The following is a 16,703-nucleotide window of genomic DNA, read 5'->3' on the forward strand; positions in this document are numbered from 1 at the left end:
CTTCTTCTTGAAGATAAAAGCGGCTTTCCCCGGAAAGCCGCGATGAACCTTTTTTTTGCCTTCAAACACACATCTTCTTTGTAATTGGTAAGTTTAGCCAACCTATCCATTCTTACCAATATTTATATACAATTCATAGCGATAGCGTGACTAAAACACAGCTCTCGTTCAATCTTATGGGTATTCATCCCACTGAGATTCATCGTTCTTCATCCTGCCCCTGTCTTTTATCACGATAGCGCTCCATTGCCATCATTATTTTTCTAGTTTCAACTATACGCTCAACGCTTGTTTATACTCGAAACACGTTAATGCACCAAAATTCGTCAATGGTTCGAGCGATGCCATTATTGCAATAATCGTATCAAGGCATAGAAACACACCAACCCTTTCAGGTGCTGAATTAGATCAACATTGCTGTATATGACAAACGTATTAATCTTGTTTAACGCCACCAAATATCCATACAATAATTGTGCAATTTTGAGAGTTCCAGTCACAGTTACGACGAAAAAAGCAAAAACTTGACCTAAAACAATAGCGGAACTGGATAACTTATTTTATAATGCGAATTAATGTTTCAGAACACTATAAAATTTTATTTCTAGGGGCAAAATCAATGAGACTTATTCCATTAAGCAACAAAGCTAAAGTAGGTAAATGGGCTGCTCGTCATATCGCAGATTCAATCAACAAGTTCGCTCCAACGGCTGAGCGTCCATTTGTACTAGGTCTTCCTACTGGTAGCACACCTCTAACTACTTACGCTGAGCTAATTGAACTTTACAAAGCTGGCGAAGTTAGCTTCAAGCACGTTGTAACATTCAACATGGATGAGTACGTTGGCATCGACCCTAACCACCCAGAGTCTTACCGCACATTCATGCACGAGAACTTCTTCAACCACGTTGATATCCAAGCAGAAAACATCAACCTGCTAGACGGCAAAGCTGAAGATATCGATGCTCACTGTGCAGCATACGAAGAGAAAATCCGTTCATACGGCAAAATCAACCTGTTCATGGGCGGCGTAGGCATCGACGGTCACATCGCATTCAACGAACCAGGTTCTTCTCTATCTTCACGCACTCGTATCAAAACGTTGACTGAAGACACTCGTATCGCGAACTCTCGTTTCTTCGATGGCGACATCAACCAAGTTCCTAAATACGCACTAACTATCGGTGTTGCGACTCTTCTAGATGCAGAAGAAGTGATGATCCTTTCTCTAGGCCACAACAAAGCTCAAGCGCTTCAAATGGCTATCGAAGGTTCTGTAAACCACATGTGGACTGTTACAGCTCTACAGATGCACCGTAAAGCTATCATCGTTGCTGATGAGCCAGCTCAACAAGAGCTAAAAGTTAAGACTCTACGCTACTTCCAAGAGCTAGAAGCTGAGAACATCCAAGACCTATAATTCCTATAGTCTTGAATAGCAGGGCGTTTTTATAAAGAGAGCGTCTTGAATAGAAAAAGCCACTGAATGTGGCTTTTTTTGTGCCTGCTGCTTTTGTATTTAATGGGAAGATATTTCGGATATTTTTTAGAAGCACAAAAACAACAAAGCGATTTCTCCAACGAGAGAAACCGCCATCATTTTAATCTTTGTATTGAAACGAACGAACAGCTACAAGTTATGTAGGATGTGAAACAAGATAAGCAGAGCTGCAAACTAGAGCTAAGAGCTCAGCGCGTTATCTCGGCATAGGGTAGTGATAATGTCAGTGATAGCTAATACGATCGTCGACTTCACCTTTTGATTATGTCGCCCCAAGAACATTTCAAGCATTGGGCCAGACATCGTTTCCACCATCTCCGCGTCATATTCGATAGGCATAATACGCTGAATCGCGTGCACCTTGTTGAGCTCAAATATCACATCAACTTCTGTAAAGCTGGTGTCTTCACCCTGTATTTTCGCCCACTCTTTCAAGGTAACGAAAACCTCTAGATCGTCGTAGAGTTCTTTACTGATCACGCCAAGTCCGAGTAGCAACTTAGCACGAATCATGATCTCGCCTAACGGCCCACCACTGTTGAGAAGTGGCTCGACAACGAACTTAATTGCAGTGTCGTCTTTCTTAAAGATGTTTTTTAATACGGCATCTACCGTGTCGTCCAATGCATCATAAGCAGCCATTAGGCAGGCGCTAGCACTCTCAGCTTCCGAAAGGGCTTCGAGTAATTCAGTTTCATGGCTTGTTTGTATTGGCATAACGGCTCGACAATAAGAAAGTGCCACTGGTGTGGCACTTTGATGGTTTATCATTTCAATGCTAGATAAGCTTCTTCCGCTAGTTTAACAACTTCTGAGTCACTATTCAGCTCAGAATAATGCGCTAATGTCTCAGCAAAGCCTTTTTCTGCGAACATTGCTTGAAGTTCAACCGCTTGTGGGTCGTCTTCGTTCTTGTAATGGAACGCAGCAGCGATTGCTTTTACTAGGTGAGCATTCGGTAGGCCGTACTCTAATGTACCGTTTAGAGGCTTAACTAGGCGGTCTTGCGGGCTCAGTTTACGAATTGGCTGACGACCAACGCGGTCTACTTCATCACGTAGGAACGGGTTAGCAAAACGACCTAGAATCTTTTGGATGTAAGCAGCGTGTGCTTCTGGATCAAAGCCGTAACGCTTAATCAGAACCGCACCACTCTCTTCCATCGTCGCTGTTACTTCAGCGCGGATTACGTCATCTTCGATAGAGTCTTTAATAGTCTCATGACCTGCAAGCACACCAAGGTATGCCGTTACCAAGTGACCTGTGTTTAGCGTGAACAGTTTACGCTCAACGAAAGCCATTAGGTTATCAGTGCATTCCATTCCTGGGATGTTTGGAATCTCACCTTTGAATTGTGTTTGATCTACGATCCACTCGCTGAACGTTTCAACCGTTACCGCTAGAGGATCTGTTTCGCCCGCTTCTGCCGGTGGAACAATACGGTCAACCGCAGAATCAACAAAGCCAATGTGCTCTTCAGTGAACGCTTTCATTTCATCAGAAAGGTGCTCTAACACGGCTGCTTTTAATTGGCTAGTACCGCGAACCATGTTCTCTGCCGCGATGATGTTCATTGGTGCAGTGTTGTTTGCTGCTGCACGCTTTTCAATGCCTTGAGCGATAGACTTAGAGATGATTTTAAGAACCGTAGGGCCCACTGCAGTCGTCACAAGATCAGACTCAGCAATGCAATCTACTACTGCGCTTGTCGCTGAGTTTACTGCTGTCACGTTCTTAACAACTTCGACAACACACTCTTCGCCAACAATCTTAACTGGGTATTCTTGGCGTTCAATTAACGCATTTACAACCGTTTCATTTACGTCAGCAAACGTAACCTTCATACCAGCATCAGAAAGAAGCTTACCAATGAAACCACGACCGATATTACCTGCACCAAAATGTAACGCTTTCATAATTTTGACCTTATAAATATTTGAATCTAGATAGCTAACTGCTCAACAACATGCCTTGACGATGTGCCCTAGGCATTAAGCAGTAAGCTATTCAGACTGAATCTTGTTAGAAAGATTAAGACCGAAAATGAGGCCAGTAGGGGGATACCGGCCTCCTTCACTCAGGAGCTTGACTAGAGCTTTTTAGTTTCCGTTGAGAATACGTAGAACATCAGCAGGGTTTGTTGTGTTCTGTAGGCATTCCACAGCTTCTTCATCATCGAGTGAATTGGTAATAGCCATCAGCACCATGTTGTGCTCATCGCCTTGTGCGGCAATACCGATAACCATCTTCGCGATATCATCTTCATCTTCGCCCCACTGAATACCTTCAGGGTACTGACAGAAAACGATGCCGGTTTTTTGTACGTACTGTTTCGCTTCGATTGTGCCGTGTGGTACTGCGATAGACTCACCTAGGTAAGTAGACACAAGCTCTTCACGAGCAAACATGCCATCTACGTATTCTGGTGATACGTTGCCAAGTTTTACTAATTGTTCGCCAGCAAACTTGATTGCGTCTTCTTTTTGAGTCGCTTTAAGGCCAAGGAAGATGCTGTCGTCAGTGAGTGCAAGCTTGTTGCCTTCTTGCGCTGGAGCTGCTGCAGGAGCCGGAGCTTCTACTTTCGCTTCACCACTTTGAGCATCGACAAGCTCGGCAACTAGTTGGTCGTATACGCCGCCGTCTAGGAAGTTGCTTAGAGACATATGCATCGCACCTGGCACAGTGCTACGAGCACGGTCTGTTAGGTCTTTATGCGTAATAACGATTTGCGAATCAGCCGGTAGGTTGTTGATTGCGTAGTTGGTTACTTCAATGTCTAGGCCAGCTGTTGCTACTTTCTTACGTAGTAGACCTGCACCCATTGCACTTGAACCCATACCCGCATCACACGCTACATAAACTGCTTTTACATCCGCTAGGTTTACGTTTGCTTCTGCTGCTGCACCTTTAGAAGACGCTTTCATGTCTTTCATTTGTGCAGAAGCTTTCTCTAGTGAATCTTCCTCATCATCTTGCGCTGATGTTTTAAGAAGGATTGACGCTACAACAAACGATACTGCCGTTGCTGCGATAACAGATAGAATCACGCCGATGTAAGAGCCTTTTGGCGTCATCAGTAAGACTGCGAAGATAGAACCTGGAGATGCTGGAGAGATAAGGCCAGAATCGAACATTACGTTAGTGAATACACCCGCCATACCACCTGCGATTACCGCAAGAATTAGACGTGGGTTCATTAGAACGTAAGGGAAGTAAATTTCGTGGATACCCCCTAGGAAGTGGATGATAGATGCACCAGCAGCAGATTGCTTCGCGCTACCTTTACCAAACACCATGTAAGCAAGTAGAAGACCAAAACCAGGACCTGGGTTTGCTTCGATTAAGAAGAAGATTGAACGACCAATCTCTTCAGATTGCTGGATACCTAGTGGAGAGAAGATACCGTGGTTGATTGCGTTATTTAGGAATAGAATTTTCGCAGGTTCAACAAAAATAGATGCTAGAGGTAATGCACCGGCTTCTACCATTGCGTTTACGCCAGCAGCAAGTCCGCCAGATAGAATCTTAACCGCAGGACCAATCACGATGAACGCGATGATCGCACAGATCATGCCGATGATACCCGCAGAGAAGTTATTCACTAGCATTTCGAAACCACTCTTCACTTTACCGTGAACAGCTTCATCGAATTTTTTAATTGCGATACCACCTAGTGGACCCACAATCATTGCACCCATGAACATTGGGATATCAGTACCAACGATAACACCCATTGTCGTGATGGCACCTACTACCGCACCGCGGTCACCACCAACCATTTTACCACCGGTGTAACCAATCAATAGTGGCAATAGGTATGTAATCATAGGGCCAACCATTGATGCTAACGTTTCGTTAGGCCACCAACCGGTTGGGATGAATAGTGCAGTAATGAAACCCCACGCAATAAATGCGCCGATGTTTGGCATTACCATATTGGATAAGAAACGACCAAAGTTTTGAACCTTAATCTTTGCTTCTGGTGATAACATAGGTAGAACCCCGTAATGTATTGGTTGGTCAAATGACCGAAAGTGTGTACTCAAAAGTCGATTAAAATGTATCACAACATTTCTAAAATGCACCTTAGCCCAACTTTCGTGACAACCATCACACACGAAAAACACTTTAGGGTTAACAAGAGCACTTTAGATCACAAAAATACCATGAATTAAAATTACAAAGCCAAATTAATGAGAATAAATATCATTAACGCAAGATCTAGATCACGCTTTATCTTGTAATACTTAAAAATAAATAGTGATCAAAATCACACTTAATAAAATATAGTATCTAAGATCTATATAAACCGTATAAAAGAACATCGTGTCACGTATAGAAAATATGCACCCAGATGAGCAGAATCGCTAATCATGTAATTTAATTACAGAAAGAACCACATTTCCCACAAAATCAAAATCAGACATGACTTTCTACTAAAAACATAGACCAGTGAGCAGCAGTTGGCATTAGTAGATGTGATATGGTACTCGCCTGTGCTATCACATCATGTATCTCACCAAAACCCATCAGCGGATCACTCTGCTATTTGAGAAAAGACTATGTCAGACAAAATTTCCACATCCGCACTCGCTAAACAAAAAGGCATAGAAGCTAAAACTTTATTTAGCGATCTAAAAACAGCGGGTTATATCGTGCGCTCACAAGAGCGTTGGATTCTCACAGAACGGGGAGAAAGCTTTGGTGGGGAATATGTCGAACACAAGAAGTTTGGTGTCTTTATTGTCTGGCCAGAGAAACTGCTTATCGATTTGGACTCATTCTCAGGAAAAACACTCACCGCCACCCAGCTTGGCAGTGCCTTTCAACTCAGCGCAAAGAAAATCAACTTACTGCTCAACGAGCTTGGTTGGATAACAAAAGAAGAAGACGGTTGGCATGTCACCTCTACAGGCTTAAAAGCCGGAGGTGAACAAAGAGAAGACAAAGCGACTCAAAACTTATTCGTGGTATGGCACGACTCATTGGTTCGCAATAAACGTTTAAAGCAGTCTGTTGTTGAATTCCTAGGGCATGATGCTGAAAGCCACTCGACCGATGTGTCATTCTCCAGTTTTCGTCAGAAATTTGAGGCGAAGCACCGAAGCTTAGACGGGCATTATGTTCGATCAAAGGGAGAGCTGATCATTGATAACTGGCTTTATATGGCAGGAGTGGTCCATGCGTACGAGCGTCCGCTTCCGATATCAAAAGAAGTGATCAGCGATTTTTATCTACCAAGTGGCAAAGTATACATCCAGTTCTGGGGAACTGATTCTGCGCCAATCGCCGAAAATAAACGTGAAGCTACGAGAAAAATCTATGAAGAGCATGGTTTTGGTTTAATCGAAATCACGCCAGAAGATATCCCCAACCTAGACAGCGTACTTCCGCCATTATTGCGCCAATATGGTATCAAAGCGTACTAAGCTACTGAATCTAGAGATTCCACCTCCATTAAGATCACACTTATTGAATCATTATGGACATTATTAACCATAGTGATTTGATATGTTCGCTATTTTTCCCGAGTCATTCTTCTATTATCTTACACCCATCGACTTGAGCTACCGCAGATACTCGATTTATTGGGGCATGTTCGATAACTATTTAGACGTTCAATCTATTGAGATTCGTTTAAATTGGTTATCCGTTTATTGTTGACGTAACTGAACATAAAACCCTACAACATTTATTATTGATAGATATTAGGATTCAACATGACTCATCCAATCATTACTGATCTAAACACTCGTTACACAGCTAAAAAATACGATGCAGAAAAACGCATCTCTGCGGAAGACATGGAAGTAATCAAAGAAGCACTTCGCTTGTCAGCTTCTTCTATCAACTCTCAGCCTTGGAAATTCATCATCATTGAGAGTGACGCAGCAAAACAACGCTTCCACAATACTTTCGAAAACATGTTCCAGTTTAACCAACCACATGCGAAAGAAGCGTCACACACGATCCTGTTTGCTCACGATCCTAAGTACACTAAAGAGAAATTCGCGAAGCGTGCTGATACAGAAGTAAGCTCTGGTCACTTACCAGCTGAAATGTACGAGCAATTCTTAGGTGCTTACGCATTCGCAGAAATGAACACAGACGAAACAGGTTTCAACGGTAACTGGACTAAGTCTCAAGTTTACATCGCACTAGGTAACACACTGCACACACTAGCTCGTCTAGGTATCGCTTCAACACCTATGGAAGGTGTAGATGCAGCTATGATCAGCGAAGAGTTTGCTGACGAACTAGAAGGTCACGTTGTTGATGTAGCGCTAGCTATCGGCTACCACAAAGACGGCGAAGACTACAACTACGGCAAACCAAAAGCGCGCCTAGCTCTTGATGAAGTCGTTACAACACTTTAGGGCGTGTTGACCTTTCGTGGTTAAATTTTGTTCGGATGGGGACGCCTAGTCAAAAGCGTTTTAATCGCGGCGAGGGAGAAGTAGCCTAGTCATTCTAAGCAAACCTCCCTCAACAAAGAGTAAAACGCTTTTTGCGGTGGCGCCCAGCCCGAACCCTTCGGGCAGCGTTTGCTGGTCATTTCTACTGCGTTATCGGCTTCTCATGTAGGCTAGCTACACATCGATGCCTCTGCCTTGTATAAATACCCAGCAACTCACTGCAAAAATCAGCTCGAAAGATCAACACGCCCTAGTTATTGATGTGACAGAGCCCTAACCGCAGGGGTATCAGGCAAGAAAACCTCGATAAACAAGAACAAAAAAAGCCAGTCAACAGACTGGCTTTCTTGTATTCATCTTAGTGCGATAAGCACATTGCGTTTAAGTAAAGGCGAACATTAACCGATAAACGAGATGTAACCCTGAAGGATAATCAGGTTAACGATATCGATAAAGAAGGCACCAACAATTGGCACCACCATGAACGCCTGTGGTGAAGGACCAAAACGGTTCACCAAAGAGCCCATGTTCATTACCGCTGTTGGTGTTGCACCTAGGCCGAAACCACAGTGACCACCTGCCATAACCGCTGCGTCGTAGTTAGAACCCATTACTTTGAACGTCACAAAGTAAGAGAAGATACCTAACACAACCGCCTGAACCGCCAGGATAACCAAGAACGGAATCGCAAGGTCAAATATGTTCCAAAGCTTAAGGCTCATTAGCGCCATTGCTAGGAACAGTGACAATGACACCGTACCAAGAATATCGACCGTTTCGCTGTCAGTCTTATGCAGCTTAGTCACTTCAAACACGTTAGTGATGAAAACACCGATAAACAACGCGTAAACGAAGTCAGGAATCATCAACCAAGAAATTTCAAAAGTCGCCACCCACTGCTCTAGGTACTTCGCACCCGTGATACAGATAAGAAGGATGAACAACACTTCAATCACCTTCTTCGCCGTCACTTTGTCTTCTTCATACTCGTTGTAAGTAACAAGTTCAGGGAAGCGTTCATGTGTTTGCGTGCCAGTGCCGTACTCAGATTCAAGCTGGTTTTTATCAATCAGCTTTTGCGCCACTGGGCTACCGATAATACCACCGATGATCAAACCAAAGGTCGCTGAAGCCATCGCGATTTCTAGCGTATTTGCAATGCCAAACGTGTCTGCAAAAGTTTGAGACCAAGCCGCGCCTGTGCCGTGACCGCCCGAAAGGGTGATAGAGCCAGCAATCAAACCCATCAAGGGTTCAAGGCCTAGTGCCGTAGCTAAGGTTACGCCTACACCGTTTTGGATAATGATGTAAACCGACGCTACCCCTAAGAATAGGAATACCTTAGCACCACCTTTTATCAGCTGCGTGTAGTTCGCCGCAAGACCGACCGTTGCAAAGAACATCAACATAAACGTGTTCTGCAGGGGCAAGGAAAACTCAAGATCAAGGCCGTTAAAGTGCAGGGCTGTAATAGCAAAAGCGACAATCAAGCCGCCAACAATGGGCTCTGGAATGTTGTACTTTTTGAGAATCGGAAGCTTTGCATTGACGAAATGACCTAGAAACAAAACACTAATCGCGATTAGGAAGGATTCTAGTGGTCCAATTGAAATTAATTGATTCATATAACCTCTATTTTTTTACGTTCTCATCTTCCCTAATGAGTCTAGTTTTATCTGTAATTATTTGTGCTGCTCTACCTATATTTATACAAACTGGAGAGAAAGTGTGGATTCGAAAAGCGAACACATTACTGCGATCGCTTAGTACCATGTTAGTAGCACGTTAACTTTTATAGGAGATAAAAGGATTTGTGACAACAGTCACCTCCTAAAAGTTGAAAACGGCGTGAGTATCTATGCCGCTGACTCTGCTTTCTTAATACCTAAAAAAGCAAAAGGAGCTATTTCTAGCTCCTCTTTCATCACCATCGCTGGTAATTAGAATTTTTTCGGTGCGTAACCAGTCATAACCTCAATGCGAAGTTCTTTACCGATCTTCGTCATTGGGTGAACAATTACGAGTCCTTTAACAGACTTTTTAAGTTTACCCATATCCGCTTGCTCAGCCTTAGTGATCTCACGGCTAAATGGCATATCAACCAGAGACTTACGCTCTTGGTTCACATCATAGCTTTCTTTGTGTTTAAGCTGGGCAATTTTCTTAGTTAGCTTCTTAATCTCTTCCTCGAACTGACGAACAACAGGACGATCATTACGAGTTTTAGCAGCATCTAACTTGTGGCGACACTTGTCTAGACGGTTGTTAATTTGTTGAAGTTCGTTTTTAACACTCATAATAATTTCCTAAGATTAAACAAGCCAATTCGGATTGGGGCGCGGAGTATAGCACAAGGGTTGTGTTGAACCGAAATTTATCTGTTAATTACCAATAGAAACGAATCACATCGACACCACTCATTCAGCTTACTTATTCTTTGTGGCGAATCTCTAAGCGGATTATTCATTGATAGGATAGCGCCTACTTCAAAAATTGCAGTCCTCGATGCATCAAAATTCCGTCTAAACTTATACTCTAACGCAATAACTAAATCAGGGTACACAGCTTGGAGTTGTTACCCCCAGCACGACTCTGAATCGCAACGTAATCACAAGGATAGCCGATGACATTATTGAAACGAACATTGACCTGCAGCCTAGCCCTGAGTGCAATGTTTGCCACAACTTATGCATCTAGTGAACAAGCCACCCAAAGTAACCTAATCGTCGAGTACTCTACACCGCAAAATACCGAAGAAGAGCAGCTCAAACGAGAGATTCAAAGCAGTGGCGTTAATGACACCGTGGTCGACCTATCAAACCAACTCTTCATGTTTGAGAAGCCATTAACCATTCAATATGGCGGGGAAGAAGGACCACTCTACGATCCACAAACCCATCAAGTACTGATCCCTTACAGTTTTTACGCTGAGTCACTCAATTACTTTGAGAAGAACCAATACGAAAAAGAGTATGGGAAATCTGCGCAAACCGGCGCTATTGATACCTTGCTGCACACCCTGCTACACGAGACTGGGCATGCGTATATCGAAGATCAGAACATTGCCATATTGGGTAAAGAAGAAGATGCGGTTGATAACCTAGCAACCGTGCTACTGCTTAACTACGTAGAGCATGGGGCCGACGCTGCTATCAGCGCTGCAGACATGTTCGCTTTCGAGTCAGAAGACCGCCCAGAGTATTACGACTTGGGGGAATACATCGACGAGCACAGTTTCGACCTGCAGCGTTACTTCTCCACGTTATGCTTGGTGTATGGCAGCGATCCCGATGCCTATAAGAACTTGCTCGATGAAGTGGAAAACGACTATTTGAAAGACAGAAAAGAATTCTGCGTTGAGCACTTTGACGTGATCAATGAAAATTGGCATCAGTATTTAAAAAAGAGTGACGATGCTTAGATGCTTAAAGGTTAGTGTCGAGAACTAGGAAAACGGCTTTGGCATCAAATTCCAAAGCCGTCACTCGATAGATTGGCTTAAGTCTTACGTGTTAAGAGTTAAGAGTTAAGAGTTAAGAGCTTAAACCCTAGACCTTCACTTTATACTTCAGATCTTGAGCTTCATCGCCGGTCATGCCTCGAAATCCCCAGCAGTGCGATGGCTGTTCCTTAATGGTGATTTCAATATCAATTGGAGAGATAGCTAACTGCTTCTCTATCTCAGAAAATATCTTCTTAATTAAGCGCTTTTTGGTGTTTACCGCTCGACCTTCCATCATGTTGATCTCAATGACGGTATAGGCTTCTGTTCTTCCTTCCGGGTAAAAGAAGTCATCTCGTTCCAATGGCACAAACCGATGTGCTCGCTTGTCATCGGGTAAACCCATTTCACTGTTTAAGCACTGCTGCAACACATTAGAGAGCTGCAACTTAATTGGATTTAAGCACTCTTTGATACCATAAATAACAATCATGACCATTCCTTTGATGCGATGTTAGGTATAGAAGAACGTCAGATAGAAGCATCGCCTGGCGACTACCTATTCGCTTACTATTTGTACACATATTACCTAATGACGCGTATGGGAAAAGGTAAAAACAATGAATTTATGAACAGGTGCAACAAAATACTTATCCCTTTGCCAACATAAGCCGAAGCGAATTGATCGAACACCACCCTCCCCGCGTATATCTTCTCAAATCACATTTGAACTAAGGAGTGCTATGTGCCGAATTCACCTAGGAAGACCACGCGGACAGACGCCGAACCAGAAACACCCGTAGAGTCTTCTCTGAAGCTTGCTGTGTTTCCTCTCCCTATCTTTCTTTTACCGGGAGGCAGGCAAAGACTGCGCATTTTTGAGCCAAAGTATCTCGCGATGGTTGCTCACGCAGCGCAGGGCGATGGTTTCATTATCGCCACTCAAGACAACACTAACTCTGATCATCTCAGTTCTTGGGGAACAAAGGTGACCATCGTAGACTTCAATATGTCGGAAGACCAAATATTAGAAATTGATGTTGAAGGCGAAAAGTTGGTGCAATTGCATGGGTCGTTTCGAGACGATGATGACCTGATTAAAAGTAAGTTCAGATCGTTGCCACACTGGCCTACCGATGAATATAAAGTGCCTAACGTGTTTACCGCTTTTTTGGTTCAGTTGTTTCGCGACCACGATTCGATAAGAACACTCTATCCCACTCCTGATTTTGAGAGCCCACAATGGATCTGTGCGCGATTGCTCGAAATGATGCCTATCCCACTGGAAAAGAAAACAGAATTTACTGAGCCAGCCAGTTTTCCGTCTCTAGTTCCTTTTTTGAATCAAATCATTACGGGGCAATAAGCACTTTTCTTCACTATAATTTTGTATAGTAGAAATTAATTTAAATTAAAGTGATCCCGACTTTCTCCTTTCACGTAGTGCCCATCAAATTCGCATGATGGTTAGTTACTATGCAAGTGGAAAGCAGAAGTTCAGGGAACGGCAAGGAGCATGTCATTATTCCCGATAACAAAGTACCTACAGACAACAAAGTACCGACAGAGCTCTCGAGCTGGCTGGTGTTGGTTGGTACAGACCGAGACAAGCAGGCGTTCACCTGTTTGTTCAAGTTCTTCGCTCCTAAGATCAAGCGTTTTGGTATCAGTAAGTTGGGTGGCGAAGCTGCTGCAAACGAGCTAGTTCAAGACACGATGACTAATGTTTGGAAGAAAGCACATCTCTACAATGTAGATAAAGGCGCTGCGACCACTTGGGTCTACACGGTAATGCGTAATGCAGCATTCGACATGTTGCGCAAAGTGAAAGCGAAAGCCGAACAAACGATAGCCGACGATATCTGGCCAATCGATGCGATGGTAGCCGAGTCTCAAAGCGAAGATTTGCCATTCGGTGACCATTTGATGAGCCGACACGTAATGACTCAAATAGAAAAGTTGCCTCTCGCTCAGAAAACCATCGTCAAAGGCGTTTACTTTCAAGAGCTCTCTCAAGAGCAACTCGCTCAGCAACTTGGCGTCCCACTTGGAACAGTGAAATCACGTCTGAGACTCGCTTTAGCCAAATTAAAAGTTCACATGGGGGAACAAGACCATGATTAAACATCACCCAAACGCGGCAATCTTGAAAGACTTCGTCGATGGCACGTTGGCTGATTCAGTTTCTTTGATTGTTTCTAGCCATGTAGAGCTGTGTGAACACTGCCAACAACAAGTCAAGCAGCTTACAGCTGTAGCAGCGAATAATGCTTTTGACGCAGAGCCAGTATTCTCAAATGAAGATCTAGACAGCTTCTCAATGGACGACATGGACTTTGATTTTGACGCGATAGAGCAAATCACAGCTGATACTTCTCAGTCTGTTGAAGTGACTCCAGAGGTTCAGAAAGTAACTGTTGCTGACACGACATTCACAATCCCTCGCGCTCTAAACTCAGTAGCGAGAAAGGACTGGATGAACCTAGGCAAAATTTCACGAGCAAGACTCGATTTTGCTGACGAAGCACACCACACCAGCTTGTTGCACATCGACAAAGATGGACAAGTGCCTTGCCACACCCACAAAGGCTTCGAGATCACGCTTCTTCTAGAAGGTAGTTTCGAAGACGAAATGGGCGTTTACAACAAAGGTGACTTCATCTGGTTGGATGGCAATCACACTCATCAACCTGCAACAAAAGAAGGTTGTGTCTGTTTAACCGTTTCAAGTGATGCGCTTTACTTCACAAAAGGTGTGAGCCAATTATTCAATCCACTTGGAAAATATATCTATTAACCCAGTTGCACGCTATAAATATACAGGATGGCATGAAGCTATCCTGTATATCGTCAATACATCTGAATAAAAACAACTACGGTGTCAAAGTAAAAACACACCCAGCTCTGTAAGTACGATTAGCAATGTTGAACTATAAGAAAAAGCTCAGAGCAAGAGCAAAGGAGTTGGCCAATGGAAAAGAAAATCAAAATCGGTATCAGTGCATGTGTTGCTGGACACAAAGTACGTTTCGACACAGGTCATAAACGCTCTCGTTTTTGTACAGACGACCTAGCAGACTACGTGGAATTGGAACCTGTTTGCCCAGAGATGGCTGTTGGTCTTCCAACCCCTCGTCCAACCATTCGTCAAACAAGAATGCTAGATGACATCATCCATGTTTCTCGCCCTGATGGCTCAGGTGATGTGACCAACGAACTGATCGAGTTCGGTCAAAACTACTCAAAGAAAAACCAACACATTGCTGGCTTTATTGTGTGTCAAAAAAGCCCAACCTGCGGTATGGAGCGCGTGAAGGTGTACCACCACCATGGTCGCGGCTCTGAATCGACAGGCGTAGGCATGTTCACCCAACAAATTATGGACGGTAACCCGTTACTCCCCGTTGAAGAAAACGGCCGCCTTAACGATCCCATTTTGCGTGAAAACTTCATGACTCGAGTGTTCACATACCAAAAATGGCTCGATCTTGTGGATGAAGGTGTGACCAAACACAAACTGATTCAGTTCCACAGCGCCCACAAGTACCTCGTCATGTGTCACCACGTTGAGGGTTACAAAAGCTTAGGCAAACTGCTAGCGGGTAATGACTTAGAAATCGACGAATTGGCGGCTCAATACATCGAGGGCTTGATGACAGCATTGTCACATCACGCGAATCGAGGGAGTCACGCCAATACGCTGCATCATTTGCAGGGTTACTTTAAGAAACAACTGAGTAGCGCCCACAAACAAGAGTTGACCAACCAAATTGCAGCTTTTCGAGAAGGTGTTATCCCACTGTTAGTGCCGCTGACACTGATAAATCACTACCTGATGGAATACCCGAACGAATACCTAGAATCACAGGTTTACCTAAACCCGCACCCTCAAGAACTTAAACTGAGATACGGATATTGAGCGACATACTATGGATACGACGAGACCTGCGGATTCACGATAACCCAGCGCTCGTCTCGGCAGTTGAAAACGGCGTAACAATCGCCGTTTTCATTTCAACTCCTCAAACGTGGCAGCAGCACCACCTTGCGCCAATCAAAGCTGATTTCATCTATCGTCATCTAAAACAACTCGATTCCCAGCTCGCTGAATTCGGGATAACGTTGCTTCACCTAAAAGCGACCGATTTTGACGACCAATCCAATCAACTCATCGATCTATGCCAGCAGCTTGATGCCAAGTGCGTCTACGCTAACTCTGAACCAGAGGTCGATGAACAAGCTCGCGATAAAAAGCTGATTTCAAGCGGCCTAAACCTGAAGATCAGCGATTGTGACGTTATGCTGCCACTCGGTAGCGTTCTCAACAAACAAGGCGAGATGTTCAAAGTCTTTACGCCCTTTAAGAACGCTTGGTTAAAAGAAGTTCAGGTGAAAGGCATCATCTGCAGTCCAGCTCCTGTCGAGTCAGCTGAACGTTCACAAACACAGCTTCCTGACGACTTACAAGCCTTAACCATCTCTGCTGACTATGATTTCGATTTTCCGCGTGTTGATTCGAGTCGCTGGCCATTAAGCCAAGATGTATTGGGCAATGTGATCCCCAATTTCTTAGGCAATAAAGTCAACGACTACGCACGTCTGAGAGATATTCCCTCAGTTAAAGGAACATCGGGGCTATCACCTTATTTAGCGATTGGCGCCGTGAGCCCACGTTGGTTAGCGATTCAATTGATTCAGCAGCAACCCGATCTGTTATTTGATACGCAATTACCGGCCTTTTGTTGGCTCAATGAATTGATTTGGCGAGATTTTTATAAGCATTTGATGTTCCACCACCCTAAACTGGTCAAAGGTGCTAACTTTCAGCAAAAATACAATGGTTTAGATTGGTATCACGATCATCCTAGCTTCAAAGCTTGGTGCGAAGGAAAAACAGGATATCCATTGGTTGATGCCGCAATGCGTCAACTGGTTGAAACGGGCTGGATGCACAACAGACTAAGAATGGTGGTGGCAAGCTTCCTAACCAAGCACCTGCTTATTGACTGGCGTTGGGGCGAGCGTTTCTTTATGTCGCACCTTATCGACGGAGACTTTAGCGCCAACAATGGTGGCTGGCAGTGGGCTTCAAGTACTGGCTGTGATGCTCAACCTTACTTCCGAATTTTCAATCCAATCACTCAGAGTGAAAAGTTTGATCCAAAAGGAATTTTTATTCGTAAGTACATACCAGAGCTGCAAAATATCCCAGATAAGCATGTACATTTCCCACATGACTTTATCGCTAAAAACGGAATAGACAGCGAATACTGGCAACCCATCGTTGAGCATAAAGAAGCACGATTGAGAGCCTTAGCCTTCTTCAAATAATTAGAGTGAATAT

At 43.9% G+C, this 16,703-nt stretch carries 15 protein-coding genes; 9 read left to right on the forward strand and 6 right to left on the reverse strand.

All coding sequences use genetic code 11. The annotated features are described in order from the left end of the window. Positions 1–619 precede the first annotated feature (619 nt). The gene (gene nagB / locus AB6E78_RS14685; RefSeq protein ID WP_017057618.1) at positions 620–1,420 is read left to right on the forward strand and encodes a glucosamine-6-phosphate deaminase; all 801 of its coding nucleotides are present in this window, start codon (positions 620–622) and stop codon (positions 1,418–1,420) included. A 261-nt stretch (positions 1,421–1,681) separates the two neighbouring features. Here the strand turns inward: nagB and AB6E78_RS14690 are convergent, their stop codons facing one another. From AB6E78_RS14690 to AB6E78_RS14700, 3 genes are all read right to left on the reverse strand, one after another. Beyond that, the gene (locus tag AB6E78_RS14690) at positions 1,682–2,218 is read right to left on the reverse strand and encodes an MltR family transcriptional regulator (RefSeq protein ID WP_198592367.1); all 537 of its coding nucleotides are present in this window, start codon (positions 2,216–2,218) and stop codon (positions 1,682–1,684) included. Between the two features lie 50 nt (positions 2,219–2,268). After that, complete coding sequence (locus tag AB6E78_RS14695) at positions 2,269–3,417, reverse strand: mannitol-1-phosphate 5-dehydrogenase (RefSeq protein ID WP_009846102.1); 1,149 nt, start codon at positions 3,415–3,417, stop codon at positions 2,269–2,271. 183 nt (positions 3,418–3,600) lie between these two features. Further along, positions 3,601–5,493 carry a PTS mannitol transporter subunit IICBA gene (locus AB6E78_RS14700; protein ID WP_136974018.1) on the reverse strand — a complete coding sequence of 631 codons (1,893 nt, stop codon included), beginning with the start codon at positions 5,491–5,493 and terminating at the stop codon, positions 3,601–3,603. A gap of 570 nt (positions 5,494–6,063) precedes the next feature. On the opposite strand from AB6E78_RS14700, the gene AB6E78_RS14705 reads away from it, so the two are divergent. Both AB6E78_RS14705 and AB6E78_RS14710 read left to right on the forward strand, forming a co-directional pair. After that, complete coding sequence (locus AB6E78_RS14705; protein ID WP_017061512.1) at positions 6,064–6,930, forward strand: hypothetical protein; 867 nt, start codon at positions 6,064–6,066, stop codon at positions 6,928–6,930. 291 nt (positions 6,931–7,221) lie between these two features. Then, entirely contained in the window at positions 7,222–7,878 is a 657-nt protein-coding gene (locus AB6E78_RS14710; protein WP_017061511.1) for an NAD(P)H-dependent oxidoreductase, read from the forward strand. A 437-nt stretch (positions 7,879–8,315) separates the two neighbouring features. On the opposite strand, the gene gltS is transcribed toward AB6E78_RS14710, so the two are convergent. Beyond that, complete coding sequence (gltS, locus tag AB6E78_RS14715; protein WP_017060972.1) at positions 8,316–9,542, reverse strand: sodium/glutamate symporter; 1,227 nt, start codon at positions 9,540–9,542, stop codon at positions 8,316–8,318. Positions 9,543–9,857: 315 nt separating this feature from the next. Further along, positions 9,858–10,214, reverse strand: coding sequence for a YibL family ribosome-associated protein (locus AB6E78_RS14720; RefSeq protein WP_017060971.1), 357 nt, complete (start codon positions 10,212–10,214; stop codon positions 9,858–9,860). A gap of 326 nt (positions 10,215–10,540) precedes the next feature. On the opposite strand from AB6E78_RS14720, the gene AB6E78_RS14725 reads away from it, so the two are divergent. Next, complete coding sequence (locus AB6E78_RS14725) at positions 10,541–11,338, forward strand: DUF4344 domain-containing metallopeptidase (protein ID WP_017060970.1); 798 nt, start codon at positions 10,541–10,543, stop codon at positions 11,336–11,338. Positions 11,339–11,465: 127 nt separating this feature from the next. Here AB6E78_RS14725 and AB6E78_RS14730 read toward each other — a convergent pair whose 3' ends face one another. Continuing rightward, entirely contained in the window at positions 11,466–11,852 is a 387-nt protein-coding gene (locus AB6E78_RS14730; RefSeq protein ID WP_017070218.1) for a tautomerase family protein, read from the reverse strand. Between the two features lie 252 nt (positions 11,853–12,104). Here AB6E78_RS14730 and AB6E78_RS14735 point away from each other — a divergent pair, with 252 nt between their 5' ends. From AB6E78_RS14735 to phrB, 5 genes are all read left to right on the forward strand, one after another. Continuing rightward, positions 12,105–12,725: an LON peptidase substrate-binding domain-containing protein gene (locus AB6E78_RS14735; protein WP_372083731.1), complete on the forward strand. Its 621-nt coding sequence runs from the start codon at positions 12,105–12,107 to the stop codon at positions 12,723–12,725. Positions 12,726–12,835: 110 nt separating this feature from the next. After that, a complete protein-coding gene (locus AB6E78_RS14740; protein WP_017060967.1) occupies positions 12,836–13,483 on the forward strand; it encodes a sigma-70 family RNA polymerase sigma factor in 648 nt (215 codons plus the stop codon). Further along, positions 13,476–14,156, forward strand: coding sequence for a ChrR family anti-sigma-E factor (locus tag AB6E78_RS14745; protein WP_017060966.1), 681 nt, complete (start codon positions 13,476–13,478; stop codon positions 14,154–14,156). Before AB6E78_RS14740 ends, AB6E78_RS14745 begins: the two co-directional genes overlap by 8 nt. A 174-nt stretch (positions 14,157–14,330) precedes the next feature. Then, positions 14,331–15,278 carry a DUF523 and DUF1722 domain-containing protein gene (locus tag AB6E78_RS14750; protein WP_017070215.1) on the forward strand — a complete coding sequence of 316 codons (948 nt, stop codon included), beginning with the start codon at positions 14,331–14,333 and terminating at the stop codon, positions 15,276–15,278. Beyond that, positions 15,275–16,690 (forward strand): deoxyribodipyrimidine photo-lyase, encoded by a 1,416-nt coding sequence (phrB, locus tag AB6E78_RS14755; protein ID WP_372133870.1) that lies wholly within the window; start codon positions 15,275–15,277, stop codon positions 16,688–16,690. Before AB6E78_RS14750 ends, phrB begins: the two co-directional genes overlap by 4 nt. Positions 16,691–16,703: the final 13 nt, after the last annotated feature.

The sequence above is a fragment of the Vibrio sp. 10N.247.310.98 genome, from assembly GCF_041467395.1.
GTDB classification, from domain to species: Bacteria; Pseudomonadota; Gammaproteobacteria; order Enterobacterales; family Vibrionaceae; genus Vibrio; species Vibrio crassostreae_C.

Excerpts from the sequence above, each read along its gene's own strand:
- AB6E78_RS14705 (WP_017061512.1), top strand. The coding sequence starts at position 6,064 with ATGTCAGACAAAATTTCCACATCCGCACTCGCTAAACAAAAAGGCATA.
- gltS (WP_017060972.1), bottom strand. The coding sequence starts at position 9,542 with ATGAATCAATTAATTTCAATTGGACCACTAGAATCCTTCCTAATCGCG.
- AB6E78_RS14700 (WP_136974018.1), bottom strand. The coding sequence starts at position 5,493 with ATGTTATCACCAGAAGCAAAGATTAAGGTTCAAAACTTTGGTCGTTTC.
- AB6E78_RS14695 (WP_009846102.1), bottom strand. The coding sequence starts at position 3,417 with ATGAAAGCGTTACATTTTGGTGCAGGTAATATCGGTCGTGGTTTCATT.
- AB6E78_RS14725 (WP_017060970.1), top strand. The coding sequence starts at position 10,541 with ATGACATTATTGAAACGAACATTGACCTGCAGCCTAGCCCTGAGTGCA.
- AB6E78_RS14710 (WP_017061511.1), top strand. The coding sequence starts at position 7,222 with ATGACTCATCCAATCATTACTGATCTAAACACTCGTTACACAGCTAAA.
- nagB (WP_017057618.1), top strand. The coding sequence starts at position 620 with ATGAGACTTATTCCATTAAGCAACAAAGCTAAAGTAGGTAAATGGGCT.
- AB6E78_RS14745 (WP_017060966.1), top strand. The coding sequence starts at position 13,476 with ATGATTAAACATCACCCAAACGCGGCAATCTTGAAAGACTTCGTCGAT.
- AB6E78_RS14750 (WP_017070215.1), top strand. The coding sequence starts at position 14,331 with ATGGAAAAGAAAATCAAAATCGGTATCAGTGCATGTGTTGCTGGACAC.
- AB6E78_RS14740 (WP_017060967.1), top strand. The coding sequence starts at position 12,836 with ATGCAAGTGGAAAGCAGAAGTTCAGGGAACGGCAAGGAGCATGTCATT.
- AB6E78_RS14730 (WP_017070218.1), bottom strand. The coding sequence starts at position 11,852 with ATGATTGTTATTTATGGTATCAAAGAGTGCTTAAATCCAATTAAGTTG.
- AB6E78_RS14690 (WP_198592367.1), bottom strand. The coding sequence starts at position 2,218 with ATGCCAATACAAACAAGCCATGAAACTGAATTACTCGAAGCCCTTTCG.
- AB6E78_RS14720 (WP_017060971.1), bottom strand. The coding sequence starts at position 10,214 with ATGAGTGTTAAAAACGAACTTCAACAAATTAACAACCGTCTAGACAAG.